The sequence below is a fragment of the Stenotrophomonas lacuserhaii genome (assembly GCF_014836545.1).
Lineage (GTDB): Bacteria > Pseudomonadota > Gammaproteobacteria > Xanthomonadales > Xanthomonadaceae > Stenotrophomonas > Stenotrophomonas lacuserhaii.
The window spans coordinates 56,482-83,340 of the sequence record NZ_JACSQS010000017.1 but is presented as its reverse complement, the minus strand read 5'-3'; the positions used below and the strand labels follow the sequence as shown (position 1 = coordinate 83,340).

Here is a 26,859-nt window from a genome sequence, read left to right as displayed (position 1 = left end):
CTACCCCACAAAGCGAATAATCACTCTCCATCGTGGACAATCTACTGAAGCAGTTTGCGCAGTCATCGCAGCTCGCCGGCGGCAACGCCTCCTATGTCGAGGACCTGTACGAGCAGTACCTCGTCTCCCCGGACAGTGTCGATCCCAAATGGAAGGCCTACTTCGACGGCTTCCAGGGCCGTGAAGCGGGTGACATTCCGCACTCGGGCGTCATCGCGCACATCGCCGACGCCGCCAAGGGCGCGCTGAAGAGTGGCACCGGCGAAGGGGCCGGCGACGAGCGCGAGCGCAATGTCGGCCGCCTGATCACCGCCTACCGTTCGCGTGGTCACCTCGGTGCCCGCCTGGATCCGCTCGGCCTTGCCGAACCGACCAACCCGCCGGACCTGGGCCTGCCCTTCCACAGCCTGTCCGATGGTGACCTGAACGCCGAGTTCAGCACCGGCGGCGTGGGTGGCCAGCCGCGCATGAAGCTGCGCGACCTGCTGGCGCGCCTGAAGGCGACCTACACCGGATCGATCGGCGCGGAGTTCATGCACATCTCCGAAGTCGAGCAGCGCCAGTGGATCTACAGGAAGCTCGAACTCGCCGGTGGCGATTACGCGCTGGATGCCGATACCAAGCGCCGCACGCTGGAACGCCTGACCGCAGCCGAAGGCCTGGAACGCTACCTGCACACCAAGTACGTGGGCCAGAAACGCTTCTCGCTGGAAGGCGGCGATTCGCTGATCCCGATGATGGACACCATCATCCGTGACGCCGGCAAGGACGGGGTCAAGGACGTGGTGATCGGCATGGCCCACCGCGGCCGCCTCAACGTGCTGGTCAATACGCTGGGCAAGAATCCGCGCAAGCTGTTCGACGAGTTCGAAGGCAAGTTCGAGCACGACAACCACGCCTCCGCAGGCGATGTGAAGTACCACATGGGCTTCTCGGCCGACGTCAGCACCGACGGCGGCCCGGTGCACCTGGCGCTGGCCTTCAATCCCTCGCACCTTGAAATCGCCGATCCGGTGGTGGCCGGTTCGGTGCGCTCGCGCCAGGAGCGCCGCAGCGATACCGCGCGCAAGCAGGTGATGCCGATCCTGATCCACGGCGATGCGGCCTTCGCCGGCCAGGGCGTGGTGATGGAGCTGTTCCAGATGTCGCAGGCGCGCGGTTTCGCCGTCGGCGGCACGGTCCACATCGTGGTCAACAACCAGGTCGGCTTCACCACGTCCAACCCGGAAGACTCGCGCTCCACGCTGTACTGCACCGACGTGGCCAAGATGATCGCCGCGCCGGTGTTCCATGTGAACGGCGATGACCCGGAAGCCGTGGTGTTCGCCGCCAAGCTGGCCTTCGAGTTCCGCCAGAAGTTCGCCAAGGACGTGGTCATCGACCTGATGTGCTACCGCCGTTGGGGCCACAACGAGGCCGATGAACCGGCGATCACCCAGCCACTGATGTACCAGGTGATCCGCAAGCACAAGACCACCCGCGAGATGTACGCCGAGCAGCTTGAACAGGCCGGCGTGATCGAATCCGGCGCCGGCAAGGCACTGGTGGATGGCTACCGCGTGAAGCTGGACAGCGGCGAGTACACCACCGAGCTGGCCACCGTGGAAAAGACCCCGCCGACCAGCCCGCTGTTCGTGGATTGGCCGAAGCTGCTGGACGGCAAGCTGTCGGACACGATCAGCACCGCCGTCGGCATGGAAAAGCTGACCGCGCTGGCCAAGCAGATCACCACCATTCCGGACACCGTGCAGGTGCATTCGCGTGTGGCCAAGGTGTATGAGGACCGCCGCAAGATGGCGGCCGGCGAAATCCCGGGCGACTGGGGCTTTGCCGAGAACCTCGCCTACGCCACCCTGCTGGACGAAGGCCACCGCCTGCGCCTGGTGGGCCAGGACGTCGGCCGCGGTACGTTCACCCACCGCCACGCGATCCTGCACGACCAGAACACCGACCAGTACTACCTGCCGCTGCGCGAGCTGGTGGATTCGCCGGAGAAGGCCACCATCATCGATTCGCTGCTCAGCGAAGAAGCCGTGATGGCCTTCGAGTACGGCTTCTCCACCACCGATCCGGGCACCCTGTGCATCTGGGAAGGCCAGTTCGGCGATTTCGCCAACGGCGCCCAGGTGGTCATCGACCAGTTCATCGCCGCCGGTGAAGCCAAGTGGGGCCGCCTGACCGGGCTGACCCTGCTGCTGCCGCACGGGTACGAAGGGCAAGGCCCGGAACACAGCTCGGCACGCCTTGAGCGCTTCCTGCAGCTGTGCGCGCTGGAGAACATGCTGGTGGTCGTCCCGTCCACCCCGGCGCAGGCCTTCCACATGCTGCGTCGCCAGCAGCACCTGACCACCCGCAAGCCGCTGGTGGTGATGTCGCCGAAGTCGCTGCTGCGCCACAAGCTGGCCGTGTCGACGCTGGAAGAGCTGGCCAATGGCGAGTTCCAGCACCTGATCGGCGACGCCAAGGCCGACCCGAAGAAGGTCAAGCGCGTGGTGCTGTGCTCGGGCAAGGTCTACTACGACCTGCTGGAAGACCAGACCAAGCGTGGCCAGGAAGACGTGGCGATCATCCGCGTGGAGCAGCTGTATCCGTTCCCGCGCGCGCTGCTGGCTGCCGAACTGAAGAAGTACGGCAAGGCCACCGACGTGGTGTGGACACAGGAAGAGCCGCAGAACCAGGGCGCGTGGTACCAGATCCGCCACCACCTGCAGTTCTGCGTCGCCGATGGCCAGAACCTCCATTACGCGGGTCGCGCGCGTTCGGCATCGCCGGCCGCCGGCCACATGGCTGACCATGTCATCGAGCAGCAGAAGCTGGTCGCCGATGCCCTGGTCAACCCGTTCGACGACTCGGTCGCCGAATAACCCTCCCCTATTCCAGAAATACGAACCCAGGAAGCTCCCGCATGGCCACCGAAGTCAAAGTCCCGGTTTTGCCCGAATCCGTCTCCGACGGCACCATCGCCACCTGGCACAAGAAGGTCGGCGACGCCGTCAAGCGTGACGAGAATCTGGTCGACCTGGAGACCGACAAGGTCGTTCTGGAAGTCCCGTCGACCGTCGACGGCGTACTGAAGGAAATCAAGTTCCAGGAAGGCGACACGGTCACCAGCGCCCAGGTGCTGGCGATCATCGAGGAAGGCGCGGTGGCTGAAGCTGCTGCACCGGCGCCGGCCGCTGAAGAGAAGAAGGCTGAAGCCGCACCGGCGCAGGCCACCGAGGCACCGAAGGCCGCTGCGGCTGCCCCGGCCGCATCGAAGTCGGCTGCCGATTCGCTGCCCCCGGGCGCCCGCTTCTCGGCGATCACCGAAGGCGTGAACCCGGCCGACGTGGACGGCACCGGCCGTCGCGGCGCGGTGACCAAGGAAGACATCGTCAACTACGCCCGCAACGGCGGCGCCGGCAAGGCCGGTGGTGCGCGTCCGGAAGAGCGCGTGCCGATGACCCGCATGCGCAAGCGCATCGCCGACCGCCTGATGGAGTCCAAGAACAGCACCGCGATGCTGACCACCTTCAACGAGGTCAACCTCGCCAAGGTGTCGGCTGCGCGCAAGGAGCTGCAGGAAGAGTTCCAGAAGGCCCACGGGATCAAGCTCGGCTTCATGAGCTTCTTCGTCAAGGCCGCTGCCAACGCGCTGCAGCGCTTCCCGCTGGTCAATGCCTCGGTCGACGGCAGCGACGTGATCTATCACGGCTACTCGGACATCTCCATCGCCGTGTCCACCGACAAGGGCCTGGTGACGCCGGTGCTGCGCAACGTCGAACGCCAGTCGTTCGCCGACATCGAAAAGGGCATCGCCGACTACGCCAAGAAGGCGCGTGACGGCAAGCTGGGCCTGGACGATCTGCAGGGCGGCACCTTCACCGTGACCAACGGCGGCACCTTCGGTTCACTGCTGTCCACCCCGATCATCAACCCGCCGCAGAGCGCCATCCTGGGCATGCACGCGATCAAGGAACGTCCGATCGCCGAGAACGGCCAGGTCGTGATCGCGCCGATGATGTACCTGGCGCTGTCCTACGACCACCGCATCATCGACGGCAAGGATTCGGTGCAGTTCCTGGTGGACATCAAGAACCAGCTGGAAAACCCGGGCCGCATGCTGTTCGGCCTGTAACACCCGCCGCCCCCTCCCGCCTGCGGGAGGGGTCTGTCGTTCCGGGGCACGGCCAACGGCCCTGCCCGCCTCCCGGCGCACTGCGCCACCGGCCCGCTCGCACGGGTCGAGGAATGCATCAAGGACTCTCAAATGGCTGAACAATTCGACGTCGTCGTCATCGGTGCCGGCCCGGCCGGCTACCACGCCGCCATCCGTGCCGCGCAGCTGGGCCTGAAGACGGCCTGCATCGACGCCGCGCTGGGCAAGGACGGCAAGCCCGCCCTCGGCGGCACCTGCCTGCGCGTGGGCTGCATCCCGTCCAAGGCGCTGCTGGATTCCTCGCGCCAGTACTGGAACATGGGCCACATCTTCGGCGACCACGGCATCAGCTTCAAGGACGCCAAGATGGACGTCGAAGCGATGGTTGGCCGCAAGGACAAGATCGTCAAGCAGTTCACCGGTGGCATCGCCATGCTGTTCAAGGCGAACAAGGTGGCCGCGTATTACGGCTTCGGCGAACTGCAGAAGGACAACGTGGTCAAGGTGACCCAGCACGACGGTTCGATCGTCGAGCTGAAGGGCACCAACGTGATCATCGCCGCCGGTTCGGATTCGATCGAACTGCCGTTCGCCAGGTTCGACGGTGAGACCATCGTCGACAACGTCGGCGGCCTGGACTTCACCGAAGTTCCCAAGCGCCTGGCCGTGATCGGCGCCGGCGTCATCGGCCTGGAACTGGGCAGCGTGTGGAAGCGCCTCGGCGCCGAAGTCACCATCCTGGAAGCACTGCCGGACTTCCTGGCCGCCGCCGATGCCGAAGTGGGCAAGGTCGCGCTGAAGGAGTTCAAGAAGCAGGGCCTGGACATCAAGCTGGGCGCCAAGGTGTCCAAGGCTGAAGTCACCGGCAAGGGCAAGAAGGCCGAAGTCGCGCTGACCTACACCGACGGCGAAGGCGAGAAGTCGCTGGTCGTGGACAAGCTGCTGGTGGCCGTCGGCCGTCGCGCCGCCACCAAGGGCCTGCTGGCCGAAGGCACCGGCGTCAAGATCAACGAGCGTGGCCAGATCGAAGTGGACGCGCATTGCCACACCGGCGTCAACGGCGTGTGGGCGGTCGGTGACTGCGTGCGCGGTCCGATGCTGGCGCACAAGGGCTTCGAGGAAGGCATCGCGGTTGCCGAGCTGATCGCCGGCCTGCCGGGCCACGTCAACTTCGACACCATTCCGTGGGTCATCTACACCGAGCCGGAGCTGGCCTGGGTCGGCAAGACCGAGCAGCAGCTGAAGGCCGAAGGCATTCCGTACAAGGCCGGCAGCTTCCCGTTCGCCGCCAACGGCCGTGCGGTGGCGATGATCGAGCCGAGCGGCTTCGTCAAGGTGCTGGCACACGCCGAAACCGATCGCATCCTGGGCATGCACCTGGTGGGCGCGAACGTGTCCGAACTGGTGCACGAAGGCGTGCTGACCATGGAGTTCAGCGGTTCGGCCGATGACCTGGCACGCATCTGCCACGCGCATCCGTCGCTGTCCGAAGTGGTGCACGACGCGGCCATGGCCGTGAGCAAGCGCGCGATCCACAAGGCGAACTGATACCGCCCTGCGGTAGTGACGGCTGCTGGCCGTCACGCTTCAAACAAAAACCCCGCCAAGGCGGGGTTTTTGTTGCGCCGTCGCTTCATGCGGCCTGCGTCCGCCCTGCTCCCAGCAGCCTGGCCGGCAGCATCAGCACTGCGCCGAGGAAAGCAAACAACGCCGAGAAGGTCACCCCGACCAGCCGGAACGGCAGGCTCAGCAGCCACACGAACGGCCATGCCAACAGGGCGAGGATCGCCAATGGCCAGCACAGCACGAACAGCAGGCACCACACGCCCAGCGCGAACAAGGTCTTCATGACAGGTCTCCCTGGCGGCACCGTGCCGCCCTGGGGTCATCGTTGCCGGCGGCCGGCTGCCGCGCAACGGGAATGCGATGAAACCCGGGATGCGGCGACGAACAGCGGACTCATCACGGCCAGCGGCCGTCACTACCTGTTGCAACCACCGTTACTCGAATGAACCCACCGAGTCGTGCGACAGGTTGTCGAAGCGGGTGTACTCGCCGAAGAACTTCAGCTTGCACGAGCCGGTGGGGCCACCACGGTGCTTGCCGATGATGATCTCGGCCAGGCCCTTGTCCGGCGAGTTTTCCTTGTTGTAATAATCGTCGCGGTAGATGAAGACGATCATGTCCGCGTCCTGCTCGATAGCGCCGGATTCGCGAAGATCGGCCATCACCGGGCGCTTGTCGGTACGCGTTTCCAGCGAGCGGTTGAGCTGGGACAGCGCGATCACCGGCACGTTCAGTTCCTTGGCCAGGCCCTTCAGGCCACGCGAGATCTCGGAGATTTCCGTGGCGCGGTTTTCGCTGTTGCCCGGCACGCTCATCAGCTGCAGGTAGTCGATCACGATCAGGCCCAGGTCGTGCTCGCGCTTCAGGCGGCGGCACTTGGAACGCAGGATCTCCGGCGACACGCCCGGCGTATCGTCGATGAAGATCTTGGTTTCCTTCAGCATGCGGATCGCGCCGGTGACCCGGCTCCAGTCCTCGTCTTCCAGCTGGCCGGTACGCAGCCGCTGTGCGTTGATGCGGCCATTGGATGAGATCAAGCGCATCGCCAGCTGCGAGGCCGACATTTCCATCGAGAAGATCGCCACGCCCTTCTTCGACTTGATCGCCGCGTACTCGGCGATGTTCAGCGCCAGCGTGGTCTTGCCCATCGCCGGACGGGCCGCCAGGATGATCAGATCGGTCGGCTGCAGGCCGGCGGTCATCGCATCGAAATCGTTGTAGCCGGTCGGCAGGCCGGTGATGTTGCCGCCGTTCTCGAAACGGTTGCGCAGCTCTTCGAAAGCGTCCTTCAACGCACCGGGCATCGCCACGAAATCGGTGCGCCCGCGCGCGCCCTGTTCGGCGATGGCGAACACCGATTTTTCCGCACTGGCGAGCAGTTCGCTGCTCTCGCGTCCTTCGGGCTGGAAGCCGTCGTTGACGATGTCCGTGCCGACCTGGATCAGCTGGCGCAGCACCGCCTTGTCACGCACGATTTCGGCATAGGCCACGATGTTCGCCGCCGACGGCGTGGTGCTGGCCAGCTCGATCAGGTACGCACCATCGCCGACCAGCTCCATCTTCCCCTGCGATTCGAACCATTCGCCCAGGGTCACCGCATCGAACGGACGATCACGCTCGGACAGCTCGCGGATCGCGCGGTAGATCATCTGGTGGTCGCGACGGTAGAAATCGACGTCGTTCAGCTGGTCGTTGACGCGGTCGAACGCGTCCGGCGCCAGCATCAGGCCACCCAGCACCGCTTGCTCGGCTTCGACCGAATGCGGCGGCACGCGCAGGGAATCAATGCGCGATTCATCGCGTTCGAAGCGATCGGAACGCTCCCTGCGGTCGGACTTGAAGCCGGAACGAGCAGCCATGCGGCGGAATTTCCTACAGAAGTGGCGAGATCAGTGTAGGCATGCGGGCCACCCTGCCGCCATGGACAAGCCTGTGGATAAGCCGTGGAGAAACGGGGGATATCCGCCAATGCCCGGCCAGCGTGGCGCGGAGGCGTCGCACTACCTGCGACAGGCGCCGTTGCGGCACCTGCAGCACCATTATCGCAGATCGCAGGCGTCGGTCACCTGCGCGGCAGCAGCCAGTTCAGGCGCCCTTGGCGTGCACCGCCACCAGGGTCAGGAAACGGTCGACGAAGCCCTGCAGGAACTCCTGCGTGCCGGCGTTGCTGATGCTGCCTGCTTCGTCGATCAGCCCTTCCTTGAAGTGCAGGAAGGCCTCCGGTTGGCCCAGCACCTGCATGTCCAGGTAGGCCAGGATGTTGCGCAGGTGCTGCTGCGCCAACGCGGTGCCGATCACTCCGATGGACGCACCGATCACCGCCGCCGGCTTGCCGGCGAAGGCACTGTCGCCGTATGGACGCGAGCCGATATCGATGGCGTTCTTCAACACGCCCGGCACCGAGCGGTTGTATTCGGGGGTGACAAACAGCACCGCATCGGCACTGCGGATCTGCTGCTTCAGCCGTGTGCCCTGCGCCGGATAGTCGGCGTCGAAGTCCTGGTCGTACAGTGGCAGGTCACCGATCTCCACGAAATCGAAGCGTGCCTTGCCCGCGGCGAGTTTCTCCAGCGCGCGCGCCAGCCGGCGGTTGATCGACGCCTTGCGCAGGCTGCCAACCAGCACGGCAATGGTGTACTCGGCCATGTGATCACCTCATCGTTCGGGGGCAGGCCAGACTAGACCGGCCAGCCTTCGGCGCCGGTGAAGGCCCGTTGCGTTGTATACCCCGCAGCTCAGGACGGCATGCTCAAAGCACCACGCTCCGCCGCGCCTGCCAAGCGGCACGGCTCTGGCCCCACACTTCCACCGGTTTGCCGGCATGCGGCGGCGGCAGTTCGTCGATCCGCAGCAGCGTGCTGCCCAGCTTGGCGGCCACTGTTTTTGAATTGACGTTGTCCGGGGCGATGGTGTGGATGACCTCCTCCCACCCCAGGCTGGCGAAGGCCCAGTCGATCGCCGCCGTCGCCGCTTCCGGGGCGTAGCCCAGGCCCCAGCTCTGGCGGCGGATGCTCCAGCCCACCTCCGTACCAGGCCAGTCCAGCGGCTGCCATGGCCCCAGCCGCCCCACCCACTGCCCCGTGGATTTCTCGATGACGCTGAACATCGACACGCCGAACAGGTGCCAGGCGCCGGACAGCGCGCAGAAGCTGCGCCAGGCCACCGATCGCGGCTGCACACCGCCCAGGTGGGACATCACTGCCTCGTCGGCACTGAAGTCGAGGTATGGCTGCAGGTCGGCCGCCTGCGGTGGCCGCAGGATCAGGCGCTCGGTTTCAAGTCGGAGATCGAAGATGCTCATGCGAGTTTCCTGGCCGCACAAAAGAGAACAGGCCGGCTTGCGCCGACCTGTCCTTGTACCGCAATCACGCGCGTTCGATGTTACTGGCGGGTAGTGCCCACATCGGCTGCGGCGGTCTGGGTGACCAGCTGCCCATCCACCACCGGCAGGCGATCGCTGGCCGGCTTGTCGTTCATGCGGATGGTCTTCTCGGCGCCGTCGTAGCGGTAGGTCACGTCGTAACCCTTGACCACGTCGGTGTTGCCCATGGCGATCCGGTTGCCCGGCTTGCTGTCCATGCGCATGGTGCCGGTGGTGCCGTCTTCATTACGGTAGGTGACGTTGTAACCGGTCACCTGGCTCGACTCGGACGTCGTGGTTTCGGTATGGCACTGGCGCTCGGTACGGTTGACCACGCGGCCACCGACGTGGCGCTTGTCCACGTTGTTGCCGATCATGCCGCCGGCTACCGCGCCGGCCGCAGTGGCGACCTTGCGACCGTTGCCGCCGCCGACCTGGTTGCCCAGCAGGCCACCGATGACCGCACCGGCGACGGTGCCGCCGACGTTGCCGTCGCGCTCGGGCAGGCGTTCCTGCACCACCACGTCCTCGCACACTTCATGCGGAGTCTGCGTGCTGGAGGTCTGGCGTACCGCCTCGGTACCGATGACCGTGGCGTAGGCCTTCTCTTTCTGGGTGATCGGCGCGACCTTCAGCACGTCGGCATATTCCAGGCCGCGCCTGGCATCGACATCCAGCGCGTCGGTGCGCGCACCGTCATCAGCCACGCTGCCATCGGGCAGCAGCGTGCCATCGGCGGCGGTCACGTAACCAGGAGAAGTGTCACCGCTTTTCATGAAGGCGGCGGTGGCGATGCCACCGACCAGCAACGCGCCGGCGGCGACCAGGACAGTAGTAGTAGTTGATTTCATGACCTGCTCCTTGCGGACCACCCGCAACGTTCACGATGTGGATTGCAGCACGCGCTGCCTGAACGGAATATCGACAGAACCTTTATGTCCGGCCTCCCATTCAGGAAACTGCCGGCCAAGGCCCATGGTAGCGTCTGCACTTGTCCGCACGGAACCCGACGATGGCCAATCCCATGCTGCTGCCCCTGCTCAACTGGGCGCGCCGACTGCGCTTCCCCACCCTGTTCAAACTCACCGCCGGCCTGTTCGCGATCACCCTGGTGGTCCCGGACCCGATCCCGTTCGTCGACGAGTTGCTGCTCGGCATGGGGACGCTGCTGCTGGCCAGCTGGAAGACCCGGCAACCGGCCAAGCCCCCGCTGGAGCTGCGCTGACCGTGCTGGTGGACAGCCATTGCCACCTGGATGCAGGTGAGTTCGACCCGGACCGGGTGCAGGTGATCGCGCGCGCGCGCGCTGCCGGCGTGCTGGCGCAGGTGGTACCGGCCGTCACTGCCGCGAGCTGGCCGAAACTGCGGCAGGTATGCCTGCAGGCTCCGGGGCTGTATCCCGCTTACGGGCTGCACCCGGTGTTCCTGGCCGAGCACGCACGCGGACACGTGGACCGATTACGGGAGTGGATCGAACGCGAGCGTCCCTGCGCGATCGGCGAATGTGGCCTGGACTTCTTCCTCCAGGACCTCGACCGCGACCTGCAGCAGCACTATTTCGTGGCGCAGCTGGAGCTGGCACGGGAGTTCGACCTGCCGGTGATCGTGCATGCCCGGCGTGCGGTGGATGCAGTGATCGCTGCAGTGCGCCGGGTGGGCGGACTGCGCGGGGTGGTCCACAGTTTCTCAGGCAGCCCCGAACAGGCCGCACAGCTGCACAAGGCGGGCTTCCTGCTGGGACTGGGCGGGCCGGTCACCTACGACCGCGCGCAGCGACTGCATCGCCTGGTGCAGGCCATGCCGCTGGAACAACTGCTGCTGGAAACCGATGCCCCCGACCAGCCGGATGCGGGCATCCGTGGCCAGCGCAACGAACCGGCGCGGCTGCATGAGATCGCCACGCACATCGCCGGACGACGTGGCATCAGCCTGCAGGCGCTTGCCGAGGCGACCACCGTCAACGCGCAGCGGCTGTTCGGCCTGCCTGCCACGGCGGCTTGACCCCCCGTCGCCAGCAGACCGGGCCCACGGGCGGTCAGGCGGCCGTTGCTGCCGGCGGTTTCTTCGGCGCAAGCAGCATCTCCAGTGCCTTGGCCACCGCAGCGAAAGCGAACGCGCCGGTGATGTGGGTCGCCGCACCGAGGCCGGCGCCGCAGTCCAGCTTCAGCGCGGCATCCGGGCCCAGCTCCGGGCGTATGCCGCAGACGCTGCCGTCGGCCTGCGGATAGCGCACGTTTTCCAGCGAATAGATCGCAGGCACGCCGAAGTAACGCTTGGCATTCTTGGGGAAGTTGAACTCGCTGCGCAGCTTCTTGCGGATCAGTGCCAGCATCGCATCGTGTTCGGTACGCGATACATCACGCACCCGTACCAGGGTGGGATCGGTGCGGCCACCGGCGGCGCCGACGGTGAGCAGCGGCAGCTTGCGCCGGCGACACCAGGCGATGGTTTCCACCTTGACCCGGAAACTGTCACAGGCGTCGATGACCAGGTCGAAACCGCGATCCAGCAGCTCGACCATGTTGGCCGGGGTCAGGAACGCTTCGACCGCTTCCACGTCGATGCCCGGATTGATGGCGCGGCAACGCTCGGCCATCGCCACTGACTTGTTGCGCCCGTAGTTGCCTTCCAGGGCCGGCAACTGGCGGTTGGTGTTGGACACGCAGATGTCGTCGGCATCGATCAAGGTCAGGTGTCCGACGGCAGACCGGGCCAGCGCCTCCACCACCCACGAACCGACCCCGCCCATGCCGACCACGGCGACCCGGCGCGCTTGCAGGGTTTCCAGCGATCCGCGCCCATACAGCCGTTCCACGCCGGCGAAGCGTTCTTTGATCTGATCGTTCATCGCGCCATTTTAACGGCTCTTGGGCCTTTCCCGCGCAGGGGCCGTGCCGCCCGCCCGCAGGGCGCGGTTCATCCGCCAGCCATGAAAACCGGGGAGGGTTGGCGCGCCGTTCACGTTCAAAGAAGGACGATCCCTCCACGCGCACCAGACGCATACCACTCTTTCTGGCCAGGAGAACCACCCATGAAGATCCAGCTCATTGCCGCAAGTGCAATCGCCACCCTCGCCCTGGCCGGTTGTGCCACCTCCCCCGGTTACGGCGGCGGCGGTTACGGCAACAACAACAGCGGTTACAGCAACAACGGTGGCAACTACAACACCAACCGTTGCGCGGACTGCGGCATCGTCACCCGCATCAATACCGTGGCCTCCGGCCGCGCGGCGCCTTCGGCAACCGGCGCGGTGCTGGGCGGCATCGTCGGCGCGGTGGCCGGCCATGAAATCTCCGACCACACCGGCGGCAGCCGGGGCAACAAGAACATCGCGGCCGCGGCAGGCGCGGTGGGCGGCGCACTGGCCGGCAACCAGATCCAGAAGAACGTCACCAGCGATACCTACGACATCTCGGTGCGCATGGACGATGGCCGCACCATCGTGGTGAACCAGCGCGATCTGGGTGGCATCCGCGAGAACACCTATGTGCGCGTGGTGAACGGTCGCGTGGTACTGCGCTGACCGTCCGCGCGCCTACCGCGATGCAAACCAGAAGGGCCCGCTCGCGCGGGCCCTTCTGTTGAAGCAGACGCGGCGCGTTCAATCAGAGCGGCTTGACCTTGTCGGCCTGCAGACCCTTCTGCCCGGTGACCACCTCGAACTCGACGGCCTGGCCTTCCTTCAGCGACTTGAAGCCCTGCGATTCGATGGCGCGGAAATGCACGAACACATCCTCGCCACTCTCACGGCTGATGAAACCAAAGCCTTTCGCATCGTTGAACCACTTGACGGTGCCCTTCTCAGCCATCTTTGCTACTCCCTTACTGTCTTGTAATTGGTTACGCCCTGACAGGCGGCTGACGAGCAAGGAGGAAGCGAGGTACAACGATGTAGCGGATCGCTGGGATCTACCATCATCAGGCCACGATCCACGGTGACCTTGCCAAGCTCAGCGCGGTCACGTTAACCCGACATAAATCAAATTGCAACGGGTAGATTGATCGATGTGTCAACCCCTTTTCGTACTCCATACGGCATAGCATGGACCTCTCATTCATCTTGTACCTGATCGCCGCGCTGTGCATCGCGCTGGGCATCGCCGGGATCGTGCTTCCGGCGCTGCCGGGCATTCCGCTGGTGTTCCTCGGCCTGCTGCTGGCGGCCTGGGCTGACGGCTTCGTCCACGTCGGCTGGCCCGTGCTCACGGTACTGGCTGTGTTGACCGTGCTGTCCTTCGTGGTGGACATCCTGGCCACAGTGGTGGGCGCGCAACGCGTGGGGGCCAGCCGCAAGGCCCTGTGGGGCACCTTCATCGGCAGCATCGCCGGGCTGTTCTTCATGCCGGTCGGGCTGTTCCTCGGCCCGTTGCTGGGCGCGCTGGCCGGCGAGTACTGGCACAGCCGCGAACTCGGCCGTTCCACCAGGGTGGGCTTGGCGACCTGGCTCGGCATCCTGCTGGGCATGGCCTTGAAGGTCGCCCTGCTGGTGGCGATGCTGGGGCTGTTCGCGTTCGCCTGGCTGCTCTGAACTCACTGCACTTTCACGCTGCCTCACGCACGCCGCTGTCATAACCGCGCACTGGCGGGTCACGCCAGCGCACGCCACACTGCTCCACTTACTCCTATTCAGCCTCGTTCAAGGGCCCGCAGCAATGACCCTCACCTCCCCGCTTCCCCGTCTGGCCCCGTTGGTGCTGGCCCTGTCCAGTGCCCCGCTGGCCGCGCAGGAATTCACCGCTTCGCCTGCGACTTCACCCAGTGCCTGTGCCGCCATCACCACCGACGCGGCGCGGCTTGCCTGCTATGACCAGCTGTTCGGTCCCACCCAGGCCACCACCGCGCAGGCCGACGCCGCTGCCGAAGCCGCTGCGATGGCGCGCAAGGAAGAACGGCGCGAAGTCCGCGTCAGCGAAGGCGAGGAGAAGCTGCGCTCGCGCGTGGGCGACCTGTTCCGCCCGGCCCCGCACGATGAGGCGCTGGCCAACGCCGGCCGCGGTTCGCTGCTGGACAGCCGCTGGGAACTGGCCGAAGACTCCAAGCTGGGGCCGTTCCAGCTGCGCGCCTACAAGCCGGTGTACCTGCTGCCCGCGTTCTGGACCAGCAACAAGAACCTCACCCCGCAATCGCCGAACCCGGCCAACACGGTCACCACCCCGCAGCTGCTGGACAGCAACGAATTGAAGTTCCAGCTGAGCTTCAAGACCAAGATCGTGGAGAACCTGTTCGGCGACAACGGGGATATCTGGGCCGGCTACACGCAGAGCTCGCGCTGGCAGGCCTACAACGCGGACAATTCCCGCCCGTTCCGCGAAACCAACTACGAACCGGAAGTCATGGCGGTGTTCCGCAATGGCTACTCCATCGGCGGCTGGCGTGGCCGCATGAGCGCCATCGGCATCAACCACCAGTCCAATGGCCGTGCCGATCCGTTCTCGCGCAGCTGGAACCGGGTCATCGTCAGTGTCGGCCTGGACCGCGAGAACTGGGCGCTGACGCTGCGCCCCTGGTATCGCCTGCCGGAGTCGCGCAGCGATGACAACAACCCGGACATCGAAGACTACATGGGCCGCGGCGATGCCACCCTGGTATGGAACCGCAACGGCCATGAAATCGCGTTGATGGGGCGGCATTCGCTGCGCAGCGGCGACCGCTCGCACGGCGCGCTGCAGCTGGACTATGGCTTCCCGATCAGCAACCTGCTGCGCGGCCACGTCCAGGTGTTCGATGGCTACGGCGAAAGCATGATCGACTACAACCACAAGGCCACCTACATCGGCGTGGGCGTGTCGTTGCTGGAGTGGTTCTGATGTCCGTGACGCTGTGGCACAACACGGCCTGCAGCAAGTCGCGCAACGCGCTGAAGTTGATCCGTGATGCCGGGCTGGACCCGGTGATCGTGGACTACCTGGCCGATCCGCCGGACGTGGCGACCTTGCGCAAGGTGCTTGCCGATGCCGGCCTGCGCGCGTCGGAGCTGGTCCGCAGCAACGAGCCGGTGTTCGCCGAACTGGGCCTGGCCGGCGCCGACGAGGCGCAGCTGGTCGCCGCCATGGGCGCGCACCCGCGGCTGATCAACCGGCCGATCGTGATCACCGAAAAGGGCACGCGCCTGTGCCGCCCGCCCGAACGGGTGCTGGACATCCTGTAAACACGCGGCGGTGACGATGCAGGATCGTCACCCACCGCGCGGGGCGCTTCAGGCCGCTTCAGGCCACCACGACCGGAATCTTGCCGATCCGTGCCTGCCATTCGCGCGGGCCGGTCTGGTGCACCGACTCGCCGGTCGAATCGACCGCCACCGTCACCGGCATGTCTTGCACGGTGAACTCGTAGATGGCTTCCATGCCCAGGTCGGCGAAGCCGACCACCTTGGCCGCCTTGATCGCCTTGGACACCAGGTAGGCCGAACCGCCGACCGCCATCAGGTAGGCCGACTTGTTGTCACGGATCGCCTCGATCGCCGCCGGGCCGCGCTCGGCCTTGCCGACCATGCCCAGCAGGCCGGTCTGTTCAAGCACCTGGCGGGTGAACTTGTCCATGCGCGTGGCGGTGGTCGGGCCGGCCGGGCCCACCACTTCATCGCGCACCGGATCGACCGGGCCGACGTAGTAGATGAAGCGTCCCTTCAGGTCGACCGGCAGCGGCTCGCCCTTGTCCAGCATTTCCACGATGCGCTTGTGCGCGGCATCGCGGCCGGTCAGCAGCTTGCCGTTGAGCAGCAGGGTCTGGCCCGGCTTCCAGCTGGCGACATCGGCCGGGGTGATCGTGTCCAGGTCCACGCGGGTCCCCTTGGACGCGTCATAGGTGATCTTCGGCCAGTCTTCCAGCGACGGCGGATCCAGCATCACCGGGCCGCTGCCATCCAGGGTGAAGTGCGCATGGCGGGTCGCCGCGCAGTTCGGGATCATCGCCACCGGCAGGTTGGCGGCATGGGTGGGGAAGTCCTTGACCTTGATGTCCAGCACCGTGGTCAGGCCGCCCAGGCCCTGTGCGCCGATGCCCAGTGCGTTTACCTTGTCGAACAGTTCCAGGCGCAGCTCTTCGGCGCGGTTGGACGCGCCGCGGGCCTTCAGTTCGTTGATGTCGATCGGCTCCATCAGCGATTCCTTGGCCAGCAGCATCGCCTTTTCGGCGGTGCCGCCAATACCGATGCCGAGCATGCCCGGCGGGCACCAGCCGGCGCCCATCGTCGGCACCGTCTTGAGTACCCAGTCGACGATCGAATCGGAAGGATTGAGCATGGCGAACTTGCTCTTGGCTTCCGAACCACCGCCCTTGGCCGCGACGATCACCTCGACGTGGTCACCCGGCACCACCTTGACGTTGACCACGCCGGGGGTGTTGTCCCTGGTGTTCACGCGCTTGCCGGCCGGATCGGCCAGCACCGAGGCGCGCAGCTTGTTGTCCGGATGGTTGTAGGCGCGGCGCACGCCTTCGTTGGCCATGTCCTCCACGCCCATCGTGGCGTCGTCCCAGCGCACGTTCATGCCGATTTCCAGGAACACGGTGACGATGCCGGTGTCCTGGCAGATCGGCCGGTGGCCTTCGGCGCACATCCGCGAATTGATCAGGATCTGCGCCATCGCTTCCTTGGCCGCCGGGGATTCCTCGCGCTCGTAGGCCGCGGCCAGGCTCTTGATGTAGTCCACCGGGTGGTAGTACGAGATGTACTGCAGCGCGTCGGCGATGGACTGGATGAGGTCTTCCTGCTTGATCGATGTCACGGCTTGCTCGCTTGCTCGGGGCTGGCGGGGGTAATCCGCCCATTTTACCCCGCGCGCCCGCCGCTGTAGCGCCGGGCCGCCGACGCTGCAGACGAAACCGTGTTCCACTGGCGGCACCTGTCACAGCGGCCCGCAGTGGGGCGTCCTGGGCACATGAACGCAGAATCGGCTTTCCATTCACATCGCCCTCGCCTGCTGGCACTGGCCTATCGGCTGCTGGGCAGCCGTGCCGATGCCGAAGACATCGTGCAGGAGGCCTGGCTGCGCTGGGCCGGTGCTGCGCATGCAGAGATCGCCGATCCACTGGCATGGCTGGTGACCGCCACCACCCGGCTGGGACTGGATCGCCTGCGTGCGCTCAAGCGCCAGCGTACCGACTACATCGGCCCCTGGCTGCCCGAGCCCCTGGACATCGCCCTGGAGCTGCCTGCAGCGCCCGACCCGGCGCAGGTACATGCCCTGGCCGAGGATGTGTCGCTGGCCTTCCTTGCGCTGCTGGAACAGCTGGCACCGGACGAGCGCGCCGCCTTCCTGCTGAAGGAGGTCTTCGACCACGACTACACGCAGGTGGCCGCACTGTTGGGCCACAGCGAGGCCAACTGCCGGCAGATGGTGCATCGGGCGCGCAAACGCCTGCGCGAGGGCCGTCCGCGCTTCGCAGCCGACGCAGGACAGCACCGGCAGCTGCTCGCCCGCTTCATGGACGCCTCCCAGCGCGGTGACAGCGAGGCGATCCAGGCACTGCTGCACGCCAACGCCCGCCACGTTTCCGATGGCGGCGGGGTGGTTACCGCCGGCATCCGTCCGCTGCTCGGCGCCGAGCGGATCGGCCGGCTTTACTGGGCGATCGCCCGTCGCGGCGGCGCGTTGGCCGCACGCCTCGGCACGGTCAACGGAGAGCCGGCGATCCTGCGTTTCGATGGCCCGCGACTGCAGTCGGTGACCACGATCGTGGTGGAACACCAGCGCATCGTTGCGGTGTACAGCGTGCTCAATCCGGAAAAGCTCGGGGCGGCTGTCACAGGCCCGGTCGCTGGCGCGTCCTTATGGTGAAAGGCCGCCCATCCGGGCCGCCACTGGAGCCTGACGATGAATACCGCTGCCCCCCGCGTTGCCTACACCCGACTCGCCGCTGATGCCTTCAAGGGGCTGTTGGCAGTGAGCACGACCGTTCATGCCAGCTCGCTGGATCACGAACTGCAGGAACTGGTCTATCTGCGCGTTTCGCAGATCAACGGCTGCGCCTACTGCCTGGACATGCATTCGACCGCACTGCGAAAGGCCGGCATCGAGCCGCGCAAGCTGGATACCGTGGCGGCCTGGCGCGAGAGCCGCTTCTTCGATGCCCGCGAGCGGGCCGCGCTGGGCTGGGCCGAAGCGTTGACGCGGCTGCCGGACGGTGCGCCGTCCGATGCTGCCTTCGATGCGCTGCGGCCGCACTTCGATGACAAGGGCATCAGTGACCTGAGCATGGCGGTGGCCGTGATCAATGCGTGGAACCGGCTGGGCGCCGGGCTGCTGCCGCCGCTGCCCTGAGCCTGCGGCACGGCCAGGTAGTTCCGGCCGCTCGCCGTCTGCTTCTGGGTGACGACCATTGGTCGTCACGCTTCGCCTGGCGCTACGCTCGCCGAGCGTGGCTCGGCGCTACCCTGCCCCTCGGTAGTGACGGCCGCTGGCCGTCCTGCCGTTGCCCCGGCACCACTGCCTTGTCACGCCGCGGCGGCGCACACTAGGCGCATGCCTGACACTCCTCCGTCCGCCCGCCCCAGCCTGCGCCAGCGCTTCTCTGCGATGCGCAACCTTCCCCCCTTCCTGCGCCAGGTCTGGCAGACCAACCCATGGCTGGCCAGCGCCAGCCTGGGGCTGCGCATCATCCGCGCCCTGCTGCCGGTGGCGATGTTGTACGTCGGCAAGCTGATCATAGATTCGGCCGTGCTGCTCAGCCAGCATGAGGCCGGTTTCCCGCCGTTCGGAGAGGCGCTGGCCAGCGGACTGCTCACCCCGCTGCTGTCCCTGCTGGCGCTGGAGTTCGGCCTGGCCATCGCATCGGACCTGCTCGGGCGCATCGTCAGTTACGCCGACTCACTGCTGTCGGAACTGTTCACCAACGTTACCAGCGTGCGCCTGATGGAGCATGCCGCCTCGCTGGACCTGGAAGACTTCGAGGACCCCGAACTGCAGGACAAGCTGGACCGCGCGCGGCGCCAGACCATGGGCCGGATGAACCTGATGAGCCAGCTGTTCGGCCAGGTCCAGGATGCGATTACCGTGGCCAGCCTCGCGGTGGGCCTGCTGGTCTACGCGCCGTGGCTGATCGTGCTGCTGGCACTGGCGCTGGTGCCGGCGTTCATCGGCGAATCGCATTTCAATGCGGCTGGCTACAGCCTCAACTTCCAGTGGACCCCCGAACGCAGGCAGCTGGATTACCTGCGCCAGGTCGGGGCCAGCGTGGAAACCGCCAAGGAGGTCAAGATATTCAACCTCCACCGGTTCCTGATCGACCGCTACAAGCTGCTCGCCGATCGATTCTTCCACGCCAACCGCGCGCTGGCGCGCAAGCGTGCGTTCTGGGGCACGCTGCTGGCCGCATTGGGTACGCTGGGGTACTACACCGCCTATGCGTACATTGCCTGGCGCACCGTGCGCGGTGATTTCAGCATTGGTGACCTGACCTTCCTGGCCGGCAGTTTCCTGCGCCTGCGGCAACTGCTGGAAGGCCTGCTGATCGGTTTTTCGCAGGTGGCCAGCCAGGCGCTGTACCTGGATGACCTGTTCTCGTTCTTCCAGATCACCCCGGAAATCCACACCCGCCCCGATGCGGTGCCGGTACCGCGACCGATCCGCGAGGGCTTCGTGTTCGACAACGTGGGCTTCCGCTATCCGGAAGCCGAGAGCTGGGCCGTGCGCCATCTCGACTTCCAGCTGCATGCCGGCGAAGTGCTGGCGCTGGTCGGCGAAAACGGCGCCGGCAAGACCACCCTGGTCAAGCTGCTGGCGCGATTGTACGACCCGGACGAGGGCCGGATCCTGCTTGATGGCCGTGACCTGCGCGATTACGACCTGGACGACCTGCGCGCCAACATGGGGGTGATCTTCCAGGACTTCGTGCGCTACAACCTCACCGCCGGCGAGAACATCGGTGTCGGCCAGGTCGATGCGCTGGACGACACGCAGCGCATCCGCGACGCCGCCCGACGCGGCATGGCCGAAGAGGTCATCGAGGCGTTGCCCGGCGGCTACCAGCAGGTGATCGGCCGCCGCTTCAAGCAGGGCGTGGATCTCTCTGGTGGCCAATGGCAGAAGATCGCCATCGCCCGTGCCTACATGCGCCAGGCCCAGGTGATGATCCTGGACGAGCCGACCGCCGCGCTGGATGCGCGCGCCGAGTACGAGGTGTTCCAGCGCTTCCGCGAGCTGTCCGAACAGCGCACTGCGGTACTGATCTCGCATCGGTTTTCCTCCGTGCGCATGGCCGACCGCATCCTGGTGCTGGCCGATGGCCGGATCGAGGCCAGTGGCAGCCATGCCCAGCTGATGGCCGAGGGCGGCCGCTATGCCGAGCTGTTCGAGCTGCAGGCTGCCGGTTATCGCTGAACCATGGTCATGAACGCCTCTCATTACGGCCAATGAGAACCTGTCTCATTCGGGGTAGAATGTGCGGGACGATTTCCTGGATACGCTACCCCCATGTCTGCTGCTTTCGGCGCCGAGACGGTGCTTGAGGTCCGCCACTGGACCGATGCCTACTTCAGTTTCACCCTGACCCGTGACAGCGGGTTCCGCTTCGAGAACGGCCAGTTCGTGATGATCGGCCTGGAAACCGAAGCGCGGCCACTGCTGCGCGCGTATTCCATCGCCAGCGCGAACTGGGAAGAGAACCTGGAGTTCTTCAGCATCAAGGTGCAGGACGGCCCGCTGACTTCGCGCCTGCAGCACATCAAGCCGGGCGACAAGGTACTGGTCGGCAAGAAGCCGACCGGCACGCTGCTGATCAGCGACCTGCACCCGGGCAGGAACCTGTACCTGCTGGGCACCGGCACCGGCATGGCGCCGTGGCTGTCGGTGATCAAGGATCCGGAAACCTACGAGCGCTTCGACAAGGTGATCCTCACCCACGGCGTGCGTTATGAAAAGGATCTGGCCTACCGCGATTACTTCGAACGCGGACTGCGCGAGCACGAGTTCCTGGGCGACATAATCGGCGACAAGCTGCTGTATTACCCGGCGGTCACCCGCGAGCCGTTCGCCAACCAGGGCCGGCTGACCTCGCTGCTGGAAAGCGGCGAGATGCAGCGCACCCTGGGCCTGCCGGAACTGGATCCGGCCAACGACCGCGCGATGATCTGTGGCAGCCCGCAGATGCTGGCCGATCTGCGCACGGTGCTGGACGCCAAGGGCTTCCAGGTCTCCCCGCGCATCGGCAGCCCCGGCCATTACGTCTTCGAACGCGCCTTCGTCGAAAAATAAGCGGGGCCCCGTGCCCGGCTCACAGGTGGCGGCGGAGCTGTGCGGGGGTGGTGGTGGGCGCAAAGCGGGACTGCACCTGGCCATCGCGGTCGATCAGGAATTTGGTGAAATTCCACTTGATGCGCGCGCTGCCCAACAGGCCGCGCTTCTGTGTGGACAACCACTGCCACAACGGGTCGGCGGCCGGGCCGTTGACCTCGATCCTGGCCGACAACGGGAAGCTCACCGGATAGTCCAGCGAACAGAACGCACGGATCTGGGCGGCATCGCCGGGCTCCTGCGCACCGAACTGGTTGCACGGAAAGCCGATCACCACCAGACCGTGTTCACGGTAGTCCTGCCATAGCTGTTCCAGGCCCGTGTACTGCGGGGTGAAGCCGCAGCGGCTGGCCACGTTGACCAGCAGCAGGCGCTTTCCGCGATGGCACGACAGCGGAACGCGCTCGCCTTCCAGCGTGGTCATGTCGAAATCAAAGGCGCTGGTCATCGGCGGGCCGCTGCAGGGAACAAGCCAGCAGCCTGAACGCCCATGCCTTTCGACACAAGCCCACCCGTCCGGGGCCGGGTTACCCTCGGGGACTTGTCTTCGTGGAGTACCTTGCCTTGACCACCCGCCTTGCCCTTGCCGTGGCCATGACCCTCGGCCTTGCCCTGCCCGCCTATTCCGCCGGCGCCGCCACCCCGGCTGCCAGCACCGCCGCGCAGCAGGCCAACCCGTTCTTCGCCGACAGCCCGCTGCCGCTGCACTACCCGCAGTTCGACAAGATCACCGACAGCGACTTCGCGCCGGCCTTCGACGCCGGCATGGCCCAGCAGCTGAAGGAAGTGGAGGCCATCGCCAACAACAAGGCCAAGCCGACCTTCGAAAACACCCTGATCGCGCTGGAGAAGAGCGGTGAAACGCTGGACCGCGCCACCACCGTGTTCTTCGCGCTGGTCGGTGCCGATACCAATGACACCCGCAAGAAGCTGCAGGCCGACTATTCGGCGCGCTTTGCCGCCCACGGTGATGCGATCGCGCTGAACGGCAAATTGTTCGCCCGCATCCAGGCGCTGTATGACGACCGCGCCAAGCTGGGCCTGGACGCCGAAGGCGTTCGCCTGGTTGAGAAGTACTACGAGAACTACGTACGCGCCGGCGCCAAGCTGTCCGAGGCGGACAAGACCAAGCTCAAGGAAATGAACGCCGAGCTGGCCAACCTGGGGACCAAATTCAGCCAGAACGTGCAGTCCGAAGTGAATGCCTCGGCGATCACCGTGGATGACGTCAAGGAACTCGACGGCCTGTCGCAGGAGCAGATCAGCGCCGCCGCCGAAGCGGCCAAGGCACGCGGCCTGGACGGCAAGTACGTGATCACCCTGCTCAACACCACCGGCCAGCCGCCGCTGACCAACCTGGCCAACCGTGCGCTGCGCCAGAAGATCTACGAAGCGTCCACCACCCGCGGCAGCCGCGGCGGTGAGTTCGACAACACCGCGCTGGTGGCGCGCATCATGCAGCTGCGCGCCGACAAGGCCAAGCTGATGGGCTTCCCCAACTTCGCCGCCTACAACCTGACCAACCAGACCGCCAAGACCCCCGAAGCGGTCAACGCGATGCTGGGCCAGCTGGCCCCGGCCGCGGTGGCCAACGCCAAGCGCGAAGCCGCCGACCTGCAGGCGATGATCGACCAGGAACAGAAGGCTGCCGGCAAGCCGACCTTCAAGCTGGAAGCCTGGGACTGGGCGTTCTACAGCGAGAAGGTGCGCCAGGCCAAGTACAACTTCGACGAATCCCAGCTCAAGCCGTACTTCGAAATGAAGACGGTGCTGGAAGACGGCGTGTTCCATGCCGCTGAACTCGAATTCGGCCTGACCTTCAAGCAGCGCACCGACCTGCCGGTCTACCACGAAGACGTCACCGTGTACGACGTGTTCGATGCCGACGGCAGCCAGCTGGCGATCTTCATCTTCGACCCGTATGCACGCGCATCCAAGCGTGGCGGTGCATGGATGAACTCCTACGTTTCGCAGTCCGAACTGTCCGGCTTCAAGCCGGTGGTGGCCAACCACCTCAACATCCCCAAGCCGCCGGCCGGCAAGCCGACCCTGCTGACCTGGGATGAAGTGACCACCACCTTCCACGAGTTCGGTCATGCGCTGCACGGCATGTTCTCCAACGTGAAGTACCCGTATTTCTCCGGCACCTCGGTGCCGCGCGACTTCGTCGAGTTCCCCTCGCAGGTCAATGAGATGTGGGCTGACAATCCGGTCATCCTGAAGAACTACGCCAAGCACTACCAGAATGGTTCGGCGATGCCGCAGGCGCTGCTGGACAAGGTGGTCGCCGCGGCCAAGTTCAACCAGGGCTTCGCCACCACCGAATACCTGGGTGCGGCGATGCTGGACCAGCGCTGGCACCAGATCAGCGCGGACCAGGTCCCGGCCGCCGCCGAGGTGATGAAGTTCGAAGCCGCCGCACTGGCCAAGGACGGCATCTTCTACGCGCCGGTGCCGCCGCGTTACAAGACCCCGTACTTCAGCCACATCATGGGCGGCTACTCGGCCGGCTACTACGCCTACATCTGGTCCGAAGTGCTCGACGCCAACACCCAGAAGTGGTTCAACGAGAACGGCGGCCTGAGCCGCAAGAACGGCGACCACTTCCGCAAGACCCTGCTGTCGCGCGGCGGCAGCGTGGATGCGATGCAGCTGTTCCGCGACTTCGCCGGCCATGAGCCGCAGATCGAGCCGCTGCTGGAGAAGCGTGGCCTGACCGGTGCCGGCAAATAAACAGCGCCTGCAGCAACGTTGAATGGAAAACGCCCGGGTAACCGGGCGTTTTTTTTATCCCGCCGGCGGCCTCAACGCGGCGCCACGTACCCGCCCGGCACGCCTTCCGGCGACAGCACCAGTTGCCACAACTGGGCATGCCGGCAGCGGAACGCGGCCATCGAACCGGCCAGGTAGAAGCGCCACATGCGCTTGAAGCGCTCGTCGTTGCGCTGCCGATCCAGCCGCGGCCAGGCCGCTTCCACATTGCGCCGCCATGCCTGCAGCGTCAGGTCGTAGTCAGTGCCGAAGCCATGCCAGTCTTCAAGCACGAAGCGGCCCTCGAACGCGCGCGTGATCTGCGCCGCCGAAGGCAGCATCGAGTTGGGGAAAATGTAACGGGCGATCCATGGATCGGTGCGGTGGCCGCTGACATTTCGCCCGATGGTATGCAGCAGCAGCAAGCCGTCCGGCGCCAGGCAACGCCGGGCCACGTCGAAGAACGCGCGATAGTTGCGTTCGCCCACGTGTTCGAACATGCCGATGGAAAACACCGCATCGAAGCGCTCATCCAGCGCGCGGTAATCCTGCAGCCGGATCTCCACCGGCGATCCTGCGCAGCGCTCGCGCGCATAGGCGGCCTGTTCTTCGGAGATGGTCACGCCCACGCCACTGACGCCGTAGCGTTCGCAGGCGAACTTCAGCGCTTCCCCCCAACCGCAGCCGATGTCGAGCACGCGCTGGCCGGGACGCAGCGCCAGCTTGCGGCAGACCAGGTCCAGCTTGGCTTCCTGTGCGGCATCCAGGTCCTGGGCCTGACGCCAGTACCCGCAGCTGTACACCAGGCGCTGTCCCAGCATGGCCGCGTACAGGTCGTTGCCGAGATCATAGTGGCGGCGCCCGACTTCGAAACTGCGCTGCCCGGCCTGCACGTTGACCAGGCGTGCGCGGACCGCATCGGCCAGCTCACGCCAACTGTGCACGCGCTCGTCCAGGTGGGCCTGCAGCAGGTGCAGCAGGAAGCAATCCAGCTGGTTGGCATCCCACCATCCATCCATGTAACTCTCGCCGAGCGCCAGCGACCCGCCCGCCAGCACCCGCGCGTGGAAGCGTGGGTCATGGACGTGGATATCCTGGGGCCGCGCGCCGCCGAGGGTGACGCCGGCTTCAAGCATCAGCGCGGTGAGCCGAACCTGCAGCGCGGCGTCCACCCTCGCCTCCCTGCTCAGCCGTGGGCGAACAGTCCGGCGTACTCCGGCGCCACATGCGGCACCAGCACGGACGCCGGCACCTCGGCGGTCTGCGTGCCTTCGGAGTAGGGACCGACCTGGTAGGGGGGGAACACGAACCGCAGTCCGGTCACCTTGCCGGCGGCATCGGTCATCGGTTCGAACTGGCGGAAGTTGTCCGGCCGGGCGCCGGTGCCTTCGTTGATCATCCGCGAGGCGCTGCGCAGCGATTCCTGCAGCGCGCCCGGCTCCATGTCCTCGCTGCTCAGGCGCGTCGCTACGCGCTCGCGCAGCTGGTCGGCCACGAAGTCACTGATCGCCTTCCACCCCTTGGCGTCCGGTACCAGGTGGTCGGCGGTCAGCATCTGCTGCGGGCCGGGCAGCCAGACGAAGCGGGCGACCAGCGGCTCGCCATGGGCACCGCCGGTGTAGCGGCTGCCCTCGGCGCGCACCGCCACCAGCTCCGGGGTTTCCAGCTGCTTTTCAAACGCCAGCGACAACTCGTACGGCATCGTCGGCTTGTCGTTGCCCAGCCCATCGAGGGCCTGCTGCAGCTCGCCACGCGCAGCGGCAGCGTAGTCCTGCAGCGCCTTGGCCAGCCCTGGGTACTGGTCCAGCCCGGCTGCATAACTGATGCCGACCACCGCCTGCGGGCTGGTCTCGATCACATCGGCAAGCGCTACCGGTGCATCAGCGGGCGCTTCGGCCACCGGCGCAGGCAGCTGTCCGGCGGTATCGGCGGCGGCAGGCTGGGGGCCAGCGCTGTTGCCATCCTCGCGGCCACAACCGGCCAGCAGCATGGCCGCGATGGCCACGCCCAGCACCCCGGCGGCAGGCAGTTTATGGCGCAACGACTTCATCGATTTCCCCTGGACTGGCAGCAACATGTATCGGTTTCCTTTCTGGAACGAACCCCGTCGGCCGATCAGGCCAACAGGTCATTGAATTCTTCGTGACGTTCAAAGAACGCCTCCGCGTAAGCGCACGCGGGAACCACTTTGTATCTGTTGTCGCGTGCCCAGCGCAGCGCTACGCGGGTCAGTTCCCCGGCGATGCCGCGCCCGCCGATCGCATCGGGTACCTCGGTGTGGGTGATCACCATGCGGCGCCGCTTGAGCTGGTAATCCAGCAACGCCAGATGACCTTGCACCCGTGCGGTGAAGCGGTGCGCAGCCACGTCATGGGTGACCTCGTAAGCCAATCCGGGGGGCGTGACCGAAGCCATGGGACCGATCTCCTGGGGCAGCACTGCTGATGGTGCGCAGCCTGCCGCCATGATCGTGTGAAGCCTGAACAGGGGCAAGCGCTATCTGCGCCGGACACATCGACCGCTAAAGCGTGGCCAGCCGCGGCCGATACCCCTGTCGACGGGGCGCACTGGAAGGCCCTGCCGGGTCCGCCCGCCCCTTTCCCAGGAGGTTCCCATGCGACACCCCCCTGCTCCGTCCGCCGATGCAGCCGCCACCGATGACGCCCTGCTGGAAGGCCTGCTGCAGCTTGCCGTGGAGGGTCATACCGAGCAGACGCAGTTCCAGCAGATCGGCGAGGAAGTCTTCACCCGCCTGCTGGATACCTATGGCGTGGACAGCGGGACCCCGCGGACGCGCTAGCCGCCCGCCGGTC

General features: G+C 66.0%; 27 protein-coding genes. 15 read left to right on the top strand and 12 right to left on the bottom strand.

The window, feature by feature from the left end:
- The first annotated feature begins 32 nt into the window (after nucleotides 1–32).
- The 3 genes from H9654_RS14590 (at nucleotide 33) to lpdA (ending at nucleotide 5,686) form a co-directional block, all read left to right on the top strand.
- The gene (locus tag H9654_RS14590; protein WP_191771526.1) at nucleotides 33–2,864 is read left to right on the top strand and encodes a 2-oxoglutarate dehydrogenase E1 component; all 2,832 of its coding nucleotides are present in this window, start codon (nucleotides 33–35) and stop codon (nucleotides 2,862–2,864) included.
- Between the two features lie 41 nt (nucleotides 2,865–2,905).
- The gene (gene sucB, locus H9654_RS14585; RefSeq protein ID WP_182656755.1) at nucleotides 2,906–4,117 is read left to right on the top strand and encodes a dihydrolipoyllysine-residue succinyltransferase; all 1,212 of its coding nucleotides are present in this window, start codon (nucleotides 2,906–2,908) and stop codon (nucleotides 4,115–4,117) included.
- A 132-nt stretch (nucleotides 4,118–4,249) separates the two neighbouring features.
- Nucleotides 4,250–5,686 (top strand): dihydrolipoyl dehydrogenase, encoded by a 1,437-nt coding sequence (gene lpdA, locus H9654_RS14580; protein ID WP_042615384.1) that lies wholly within the window; start codon nucleotides 4,250–4,252, stop codon nucleotides 5,684–5,686.
- An 85-nt stretch (nucleotides 5,687–5,771) separates the two neighbouring features.
- Here lpdA and H9654_RS14575 read toward each other — a convergent pair whose 3' ends face one another.
- From H9654_RS14575 to H9654_RS14555, 5 genes are all read right to left on the bottom strand, one after another.
- On the bottom strand, nucleotides 5,772–5,987 hold the full coding sequence (locus H9654_RS14575; RefSeq protein ID WP_191771524.1) for a hypothetical protein: 216 nt from the start codon (nucleotides 5,985–5,987) through the stop codon (nucleotides 5,772–5,774).
- 151 nt (nucleotides 5,988–6,138) lie between these two features.
- Nucleotides 6,139–7,563: a replicative DNA helicase gene (locus tag H9654_RS14570; protein ID WP_042615386.1), complete on the bottom strand. Its 1,425-nt coding sequence runs from the start codon at nucleotides 7,561–7,563 to the stop codon at nucleotides 6,139–6,141.
- A 226-nt stretch (nucleotides 7,564–7,789) separates the two neighbouring features.
- On the bottom strand, nucleotides 7,790–8,350 hold the full coding sequence (locus tag H9654_RS14565) for an NADPH-dependent FMN reductase (RefSeq protein ID WP_101098543.1): 561 nt from the start codon (nucleotides 8,348–8,350) through the stop codon (nucleotides 7,790–7,792).
- 103 nt (nucleotides 8,351–8,453) lie between these two features.
- Nucleotides 8,454–9,005 carry a GNAT family N-acetyltransferase gene (locus H9654_RS14560; protein ID WP_191771522.1) on the bottom strand — a complete coding sequence of 184 codons (552 nt, stop codon included), beginning with the start codon at nucleotides 9,003–9,005 and terminating at the stop codon, nucleotides 8,454–8,456.
- Nucleotides 9,006–9,085: 80 nt separating this feature from the next.
- A complete protein-coding gene (locus tag H9654_RS14555) occupies nucleotides 9,086–9,916 on the bottom strand; it encodes a glycine zipper 2TM domain-containing protein (protein ID WP_318241148.1) in 831 nt (276 codons plus the stop codon).
- A gap of 161 nt (nucleotides 9,917–10,077) precedes the next feature.
- Between H9654_RS14555 and H9654_RS14550 the strand changes: the two genes are divergently transcribed.
- Both H9654_RS14550 and H9654_RS14545 read left to right on the top strand, forming a co-directional pair.
- Entirely contained in the window at nucleotides 10,078–10,290 is a 213-nt protein-coding gene (locus tag H9654_RS14550) for a DUF6116 family protein (protein WP_191771554.1), read from the top strand.
- Nucleotides 10,287–11,066, top strand: coding sequence for a TatD family hydrolase (locus tag H9654_RS14545; protein ID WP_191771552.1), 780 nt, complete (start codon nucleotides 10,287–10,289; stop codon nucleotides 11,064–11,066). The genes H9654_RS14550 and H9654_RS14545 overlap by 4 nt, the downstream gene beginning before the upstream one ends.
- A 34-nt stretch (nucleotides 11,067–11,100) precedes the next feature.
- Here the strand turns inward: H9654_RS14545 and H9654_RS14540 are convergent, their stop codons facing one another.
- Nucleotides 11,101–11,913, bottom strand: a complete 813-nt coding sequence (locus H9654_RS14540; protein WP_191771520.1) for a tRNA threonylcarbamoyladenosine dehydratase — start codon at nucleotides 11,911–11,913, stop codon at nucleotides 11,101–11,103.
- Between the two features lie 183 nt (nucleotides 11,914–12,096).
- Between H9654_RS14540 and H9654_RS14535 the strand changes: the two genes are divergently transcribed.
- Nucleotides 12,097–12,588, top strand: a complete 492-nt coding sequence (locus tag H9654_RS14535) for a glycine zipper 2TM domain-containing protein (RefSeq protein ID WP_042615391.1) — start codon at nucleotides 12,097–12,099, stop codon at nucleotides 12,586–12,588.
- Between the two features lie 82 nt (nucleotides 12,589–12,670).
- On the opposite strand, the gene H9654_RS14530 is transcribed toward H9654_RS14535, so the two are convergent.
- Nucleotides 12,671–12,874 (bottom strand): cold-shock protein, encoded by a 204-nt coding sequence (locus H9654_RS14530; RefSeq protein ID WP_019185917.1) that lies wholly within the window; start codon nucleotides 12,872–12,874, stop codon nucleotides 12,671–12,673.
- A gap of 233 nt (nucleotides 12,875–13,107) precedes the next feature.
- Here H9654_RS14530 and H9654_RS14525 point away from each other — a divergent pair, with 233 nt between their 5' ends.
- From H9654_RS14525 to arsC, 3 genes are all read left to right on the top strand, one after another.
- Nucleotides 13,108–13,593, top strand: coding sequence for a DUF456 domain-containing protein (locus tag H9654_RS14525; RefSeq protein WP_101098548.1), 486 nt, complete (start codon nucleotides 13,108–13,110; stop codon nucleotides 13,591–13,593).
- A 124-nt stretch (nucleotides 13,594–13,717) separates the two neighbouring features.
- Nucleotides 13,718–14,872 (top strand): phospholipase A, encoded by a 1,155-nt coding sequence (locus H9654_RS14520; RefSeq protein WP_191771518.1) that lies wholly within the window; start codon nucleotides 13,718–13,720, stop codon nucleotides 14,870–14,872.
- Complete coding sequence (gene arsC / locus H9654_RS14515; RefSeq protein WP_191771516.1) at nucleotides 14,872–15,213, top strand: arsenate reductase (glutaredoxin); 342 nt, start codon at nucleotides 14,872–14,874, stop codon at nucleotides 15,211–15,213. The genes H9654_RS14520 and arsC overlap by 1 nt, the downstream gene beginning before the upstream one ends.
- A gap of 58 nt (nucleotides 15,214–15,271) precedes the next feature.
- Here the strand turns inward: arsC and H9654_RS14510 are convergent, their stop codons facing one another.
- A complete protein-coding gene (locus H9654_RS14510; protein ID WP_101098551.1) occupies nucleotides 15,272–16,789 on the bottom strand; it encodes a fumarate hydratase in 1,518 nt (505 codons plus the stop codon).
- 153 nt (nucleotides 16,790–16,942) lie between these two features.
- Here H9654_RS14510 and sigJ point away from each other — a divergent pair, with 153 nt between their 5' ends.
- The 4 genes from sigJ (at nucleotide 16,943) to H9654_RS14490 (ending at nucleotide 21,256) form a co-directional block, all read left to right on the top strand.
- On the top strand, nucleotides 16,943–17,842 hold the full coding sequence (gene sigJ, locus H9654_RS14505) for an RNA polymerase sigma factor SigJ (RefSeq protein ID WP_191771514.1): 900 nt from the start codon (nucleotides 16,943–16,945) through the stop codon (nucleotides 17,840–17,842).
- 36 nt (nucleotides 17,843–17,878) lie between these two features.
- The gene (locus H9654_RS14500) at nucleotides 17,879–18,325 is read left to right on the top strand and encodes a carboxymuconolactone decarboxylase family protein (protein WP_191771512.1); all 447 of its coding nucleotides are present in this window, start codon (nucleotides 17,879–17,881) and stop codon (nucleotides 18,323–18,325) included.
- Nucleotides 18,326–18,526: 201 nt separating this feature from the next.
- The gene (locus tag H9654_RS14495; protein ID WP_225212083.1) at nucleotides 18,527–20,383 is read left to right on the top strand and encodes an ABC transporter ATP-binding protein; all 1,857 of its coding nucleotides are present in this window, start codon (nucleotides 18,527–18,529) and stop codon (nucleotides 20,381–20,383) included.
- Between the two features lie 93 nt (nucleotides 20,384–20,476).
- The gene (locus H9654_RS14490) at nucleotides 20,477–21,256 is read left to right on the top strand and encodes a ferredoxin--NADP reductase (RefSeq protein ID WP_191771510.1); all 780 of its coding nucleotides are present in this window, start codon (nucleotides 20,477–20,479) and stop codon (nucleotides 21,254–21,256) included.
- 19 nt (nucleotides 21,257–21,275) lie between these two features.
- On the opposite strand, the gene H9654_RS14485 is transcribed toward H9654_RS14490, so the two are convergent.
- Nucleotides 21,276–21,743 carry a glutathione peroxidase gene (locus tag H9654_RS14485; RefSeq protein ID WP_101098556.1) on the bottom strand — a complete coding sequence of 156 codons (468 nt, stop codon included), beginning with the start codon at nucleotides 21,741–21,743 and terminating at the stop codon, nucleotides 21,276–21,278.
- Nucleotides 21,744–21,859: 116 nt separating this feature from the next.
- Between H9654_RS14485 and H9654_RS14480 the strand changes: the two genes are divergently transcribed.
- Nucleotides 21,860–24,028: a M3 family metallopeptidase gene (locus H9654_RS14480; protein ID WP_191771508.1), complete on the top strand. Its 2,169-nt coding sequence runs from the start codon at nucleotides 21,860–21,862 to the stop codon at nucleotides 24,026–24,028.
- Nucleotides 24,029–24,099: 71 nt separating this feature from the next.
- On the opposite strand, the gene cfa is transcribed toward H9654_RS14480, so the two are convergent.
- The 3 genes from cfa to H9654_RS14465 are packed head-to-tail and all read right to left on the bottom strand — an operon-like array spanning nucleotide 24,100 to nucleotide 26,461.
- The gene (gene cfa / locus H9654_RS14475) at nucleotides 24,100–25,218 is read right to left on the bottom strand and encodes a cyclopropane fatty acyl phospholipid synthase (protein ID WP_191771506.1); all 1,119 of its coding nucleotides are present in this window, start codon (nucleotides 25,216–25,218) and stop codon (nucleotides 24,100–24,102) included.
- A gap of 14 nt (nucleotides 25,219–25,232) precedes the next feature.
- On the bottom strand, nucleotides 25,233–26,123 hold the full coding sequence (locus H9654_RS14470) for a DUF3298 and DUF4163 domain-containing protein (RefSeq protein WP_406833482.1): 891 nt from the start codon (nucleotides 26,121–26,123) through the stop codon (nucleotides 25,233–25,235).
- 38 nt (nucleotides 26,124–26,161) lie between these two features.
- On the bottom strand, nucleotides 26,162–26,461 hold the full coding sequence (locus H9654_RS14465) for a GNAT family N-acetyltransferase (RefSeq protein ID WP_191771504.1): 300 nt from the start codon (nucleotides 26,459–26,461) through the stop codon (nucleotides 26,162–26,164).
- 199 nt (nucleotides 26,462–26,660) lie between these two features.
- Between H9654_RS14465 and H9654_RS14460 the strand changes: the two genes are divergently transcribed.
- Complete coding sequence (locus H9654_RS14460; RefSeq protein ID WP_101098559.1) at nucleotides 26,661–26,846, top strand: hypothetical protein; 186 nt, start codon at nucleotides 26,661–26,663, stop codon at nucleotides 26,844–26,846.
- Nucleotides 26,847–26,859: the final 13 nt, after the last annotated feature.

Coding starts and splice junctions, on each gene's coding strand:
- sucB (WP_182656755.1), top strand. CDS start 2,906: ATGGCCACCGAAGTCAAAGTCCCGGTTTTGCCCGAATCCGTCTCCGAC.
- lpdA (WP_042615384.1), top strand. CDS start 4,250: ATGGCTGAACAATTCGACGTCGTCGTCATCGGTGCCGGCCCGGCCGGC.
- H9654_RS14575 (WP_191771524.1), bottom strand. CDS start 5,987: ATGAAGACCTTGTTCGCGCTGGGCGTGTGGTGCCTGCTGTTCGTGCTG.
- H9654_RS14570 (WP_042615386.1), bottom strand. CDS start 7,563: ATGGCTGCTCGTTCCGGCTTCAAGTCCGACCGCAGGGAGCGTTCCGAT.
- H9654_RS14565 (WP_101098543.1), bottom strand. CDS start 8,350: ATGGCCGAGTACACCATTGCCGTGCTGGTTGGCAGCCTGCGCAAGGCG.
- H9654_RS14560 (WP_191771522.1), bottom strand. CDS start 9,005: ATGAGCATCTTCGATCTCCGACTTGAAACCGAGCGCCTGATCCTGCGG.
- H9654_RS14555 (WP_318241148.1), bottom strand. CDS start 9,916: ATGAAATCAACTACTACTACTGTCCTGGTCGCCGCCGGCGCGTTGCTG.
- H9654_RS14550 (WP_191771554.1), top strand. CDS start 10,078: ATGGCCAATCCCATGCTGCTGCCCCTGCTCAACTGGGCGCGCCGACTG.
- H9654_RS14540 (WP_191771520.1), bottom strand. CDS start 11,913: ATGAACGATCAGATCAAAGAACGCTTCGCCGGCGTGGAACGGCTGTAT.
- H9654_RS14535 (WP_042615391.1), top strand. CDS start 12,097: ATGAAGATCCAGCTCATTGCCGCAAGTGCAATCGCCACCCTCGCCCTG.
- H9654_RS14530 (WP_019185917.1), bottom strand. CDS start 12,874: ATGGCTGAGAAGGGCACCGTCAAGTGGTTCAACGATGCGAAAGGCTTT.
- H9654_RS14525 (WP_101098548.1), top strand. CDS start 13,108: ATGGACCTCTCATTCATCTTGTACCTGATCGCCGCGCTGTGCATCGCG.
- H9654_RS14520 (WP_191771518.1), top strand. CDS start 13,718: ATGACCCTCACCTCCCCGCTTCCCCGTCTGGCCCCGTTGGTGCTGGCC.
- arsC (WP_191771516.1), top strand. CDS start 14,872: ATGTCCGTGACGCTGTGGCACAACACGGCCTGCAGCAAGTCGCGCAAC.
- sigJ (WP_191771514.1), top strand. CDS start 16,943: ATGAACGCAGAATCGGCTTTCCATTCACATCGCCCTCGCCTGCTGGCA.
- H9654_RS14500 (WP_191771512.1), top strand. CDS start 17,879: ATGAATACCGCTGCCCCCCGCGTTGCCTACACCCGACTCGCCGCTGAT.
- H9654_RS14495 (WP_225212083.1), top strand. CDS start 18,527: ATGCCTGACACTCCTCCGTCCGCCCGCCCCAGCCTGCGCCAGCGCTTC.
- H9654_RS14490 (WP_191771510.1), top strand. CDS start 20,477: ATGTCTGCTGCTTTCGGCGCCGAGACGGTGCTTGAGGTCCGCCACTGG.
- H9654_RS14485 (WP_101098556.1), bottom strand. CDS start 21,743: ATGACCAGCGCCTTTGATTTCGACATGACCACGCTGGAAGGCGAGCGC.
- H9654_RS14470 (WP_406833482.1), bottom strand. CDS start 26,123: ATGTTGCTGCCAGTCCAGGGGAAATCGATGAAGTCGTTGCGCCATAAA.
- H9654_RS14465 (WP_191771504.1), bottom strand. CDS start 26,461: ATGGCTTCGGTCACGCCCCCCGGATTGGCTTACGAGGTCACCCATGAC.
- H9654_RS14460 (WP_101098559.1), top strand. CDS start 26,661: ATGCGACACCCCCCTGCTCCGTCCGCCGATGCAGCCGCCACCGATGAC.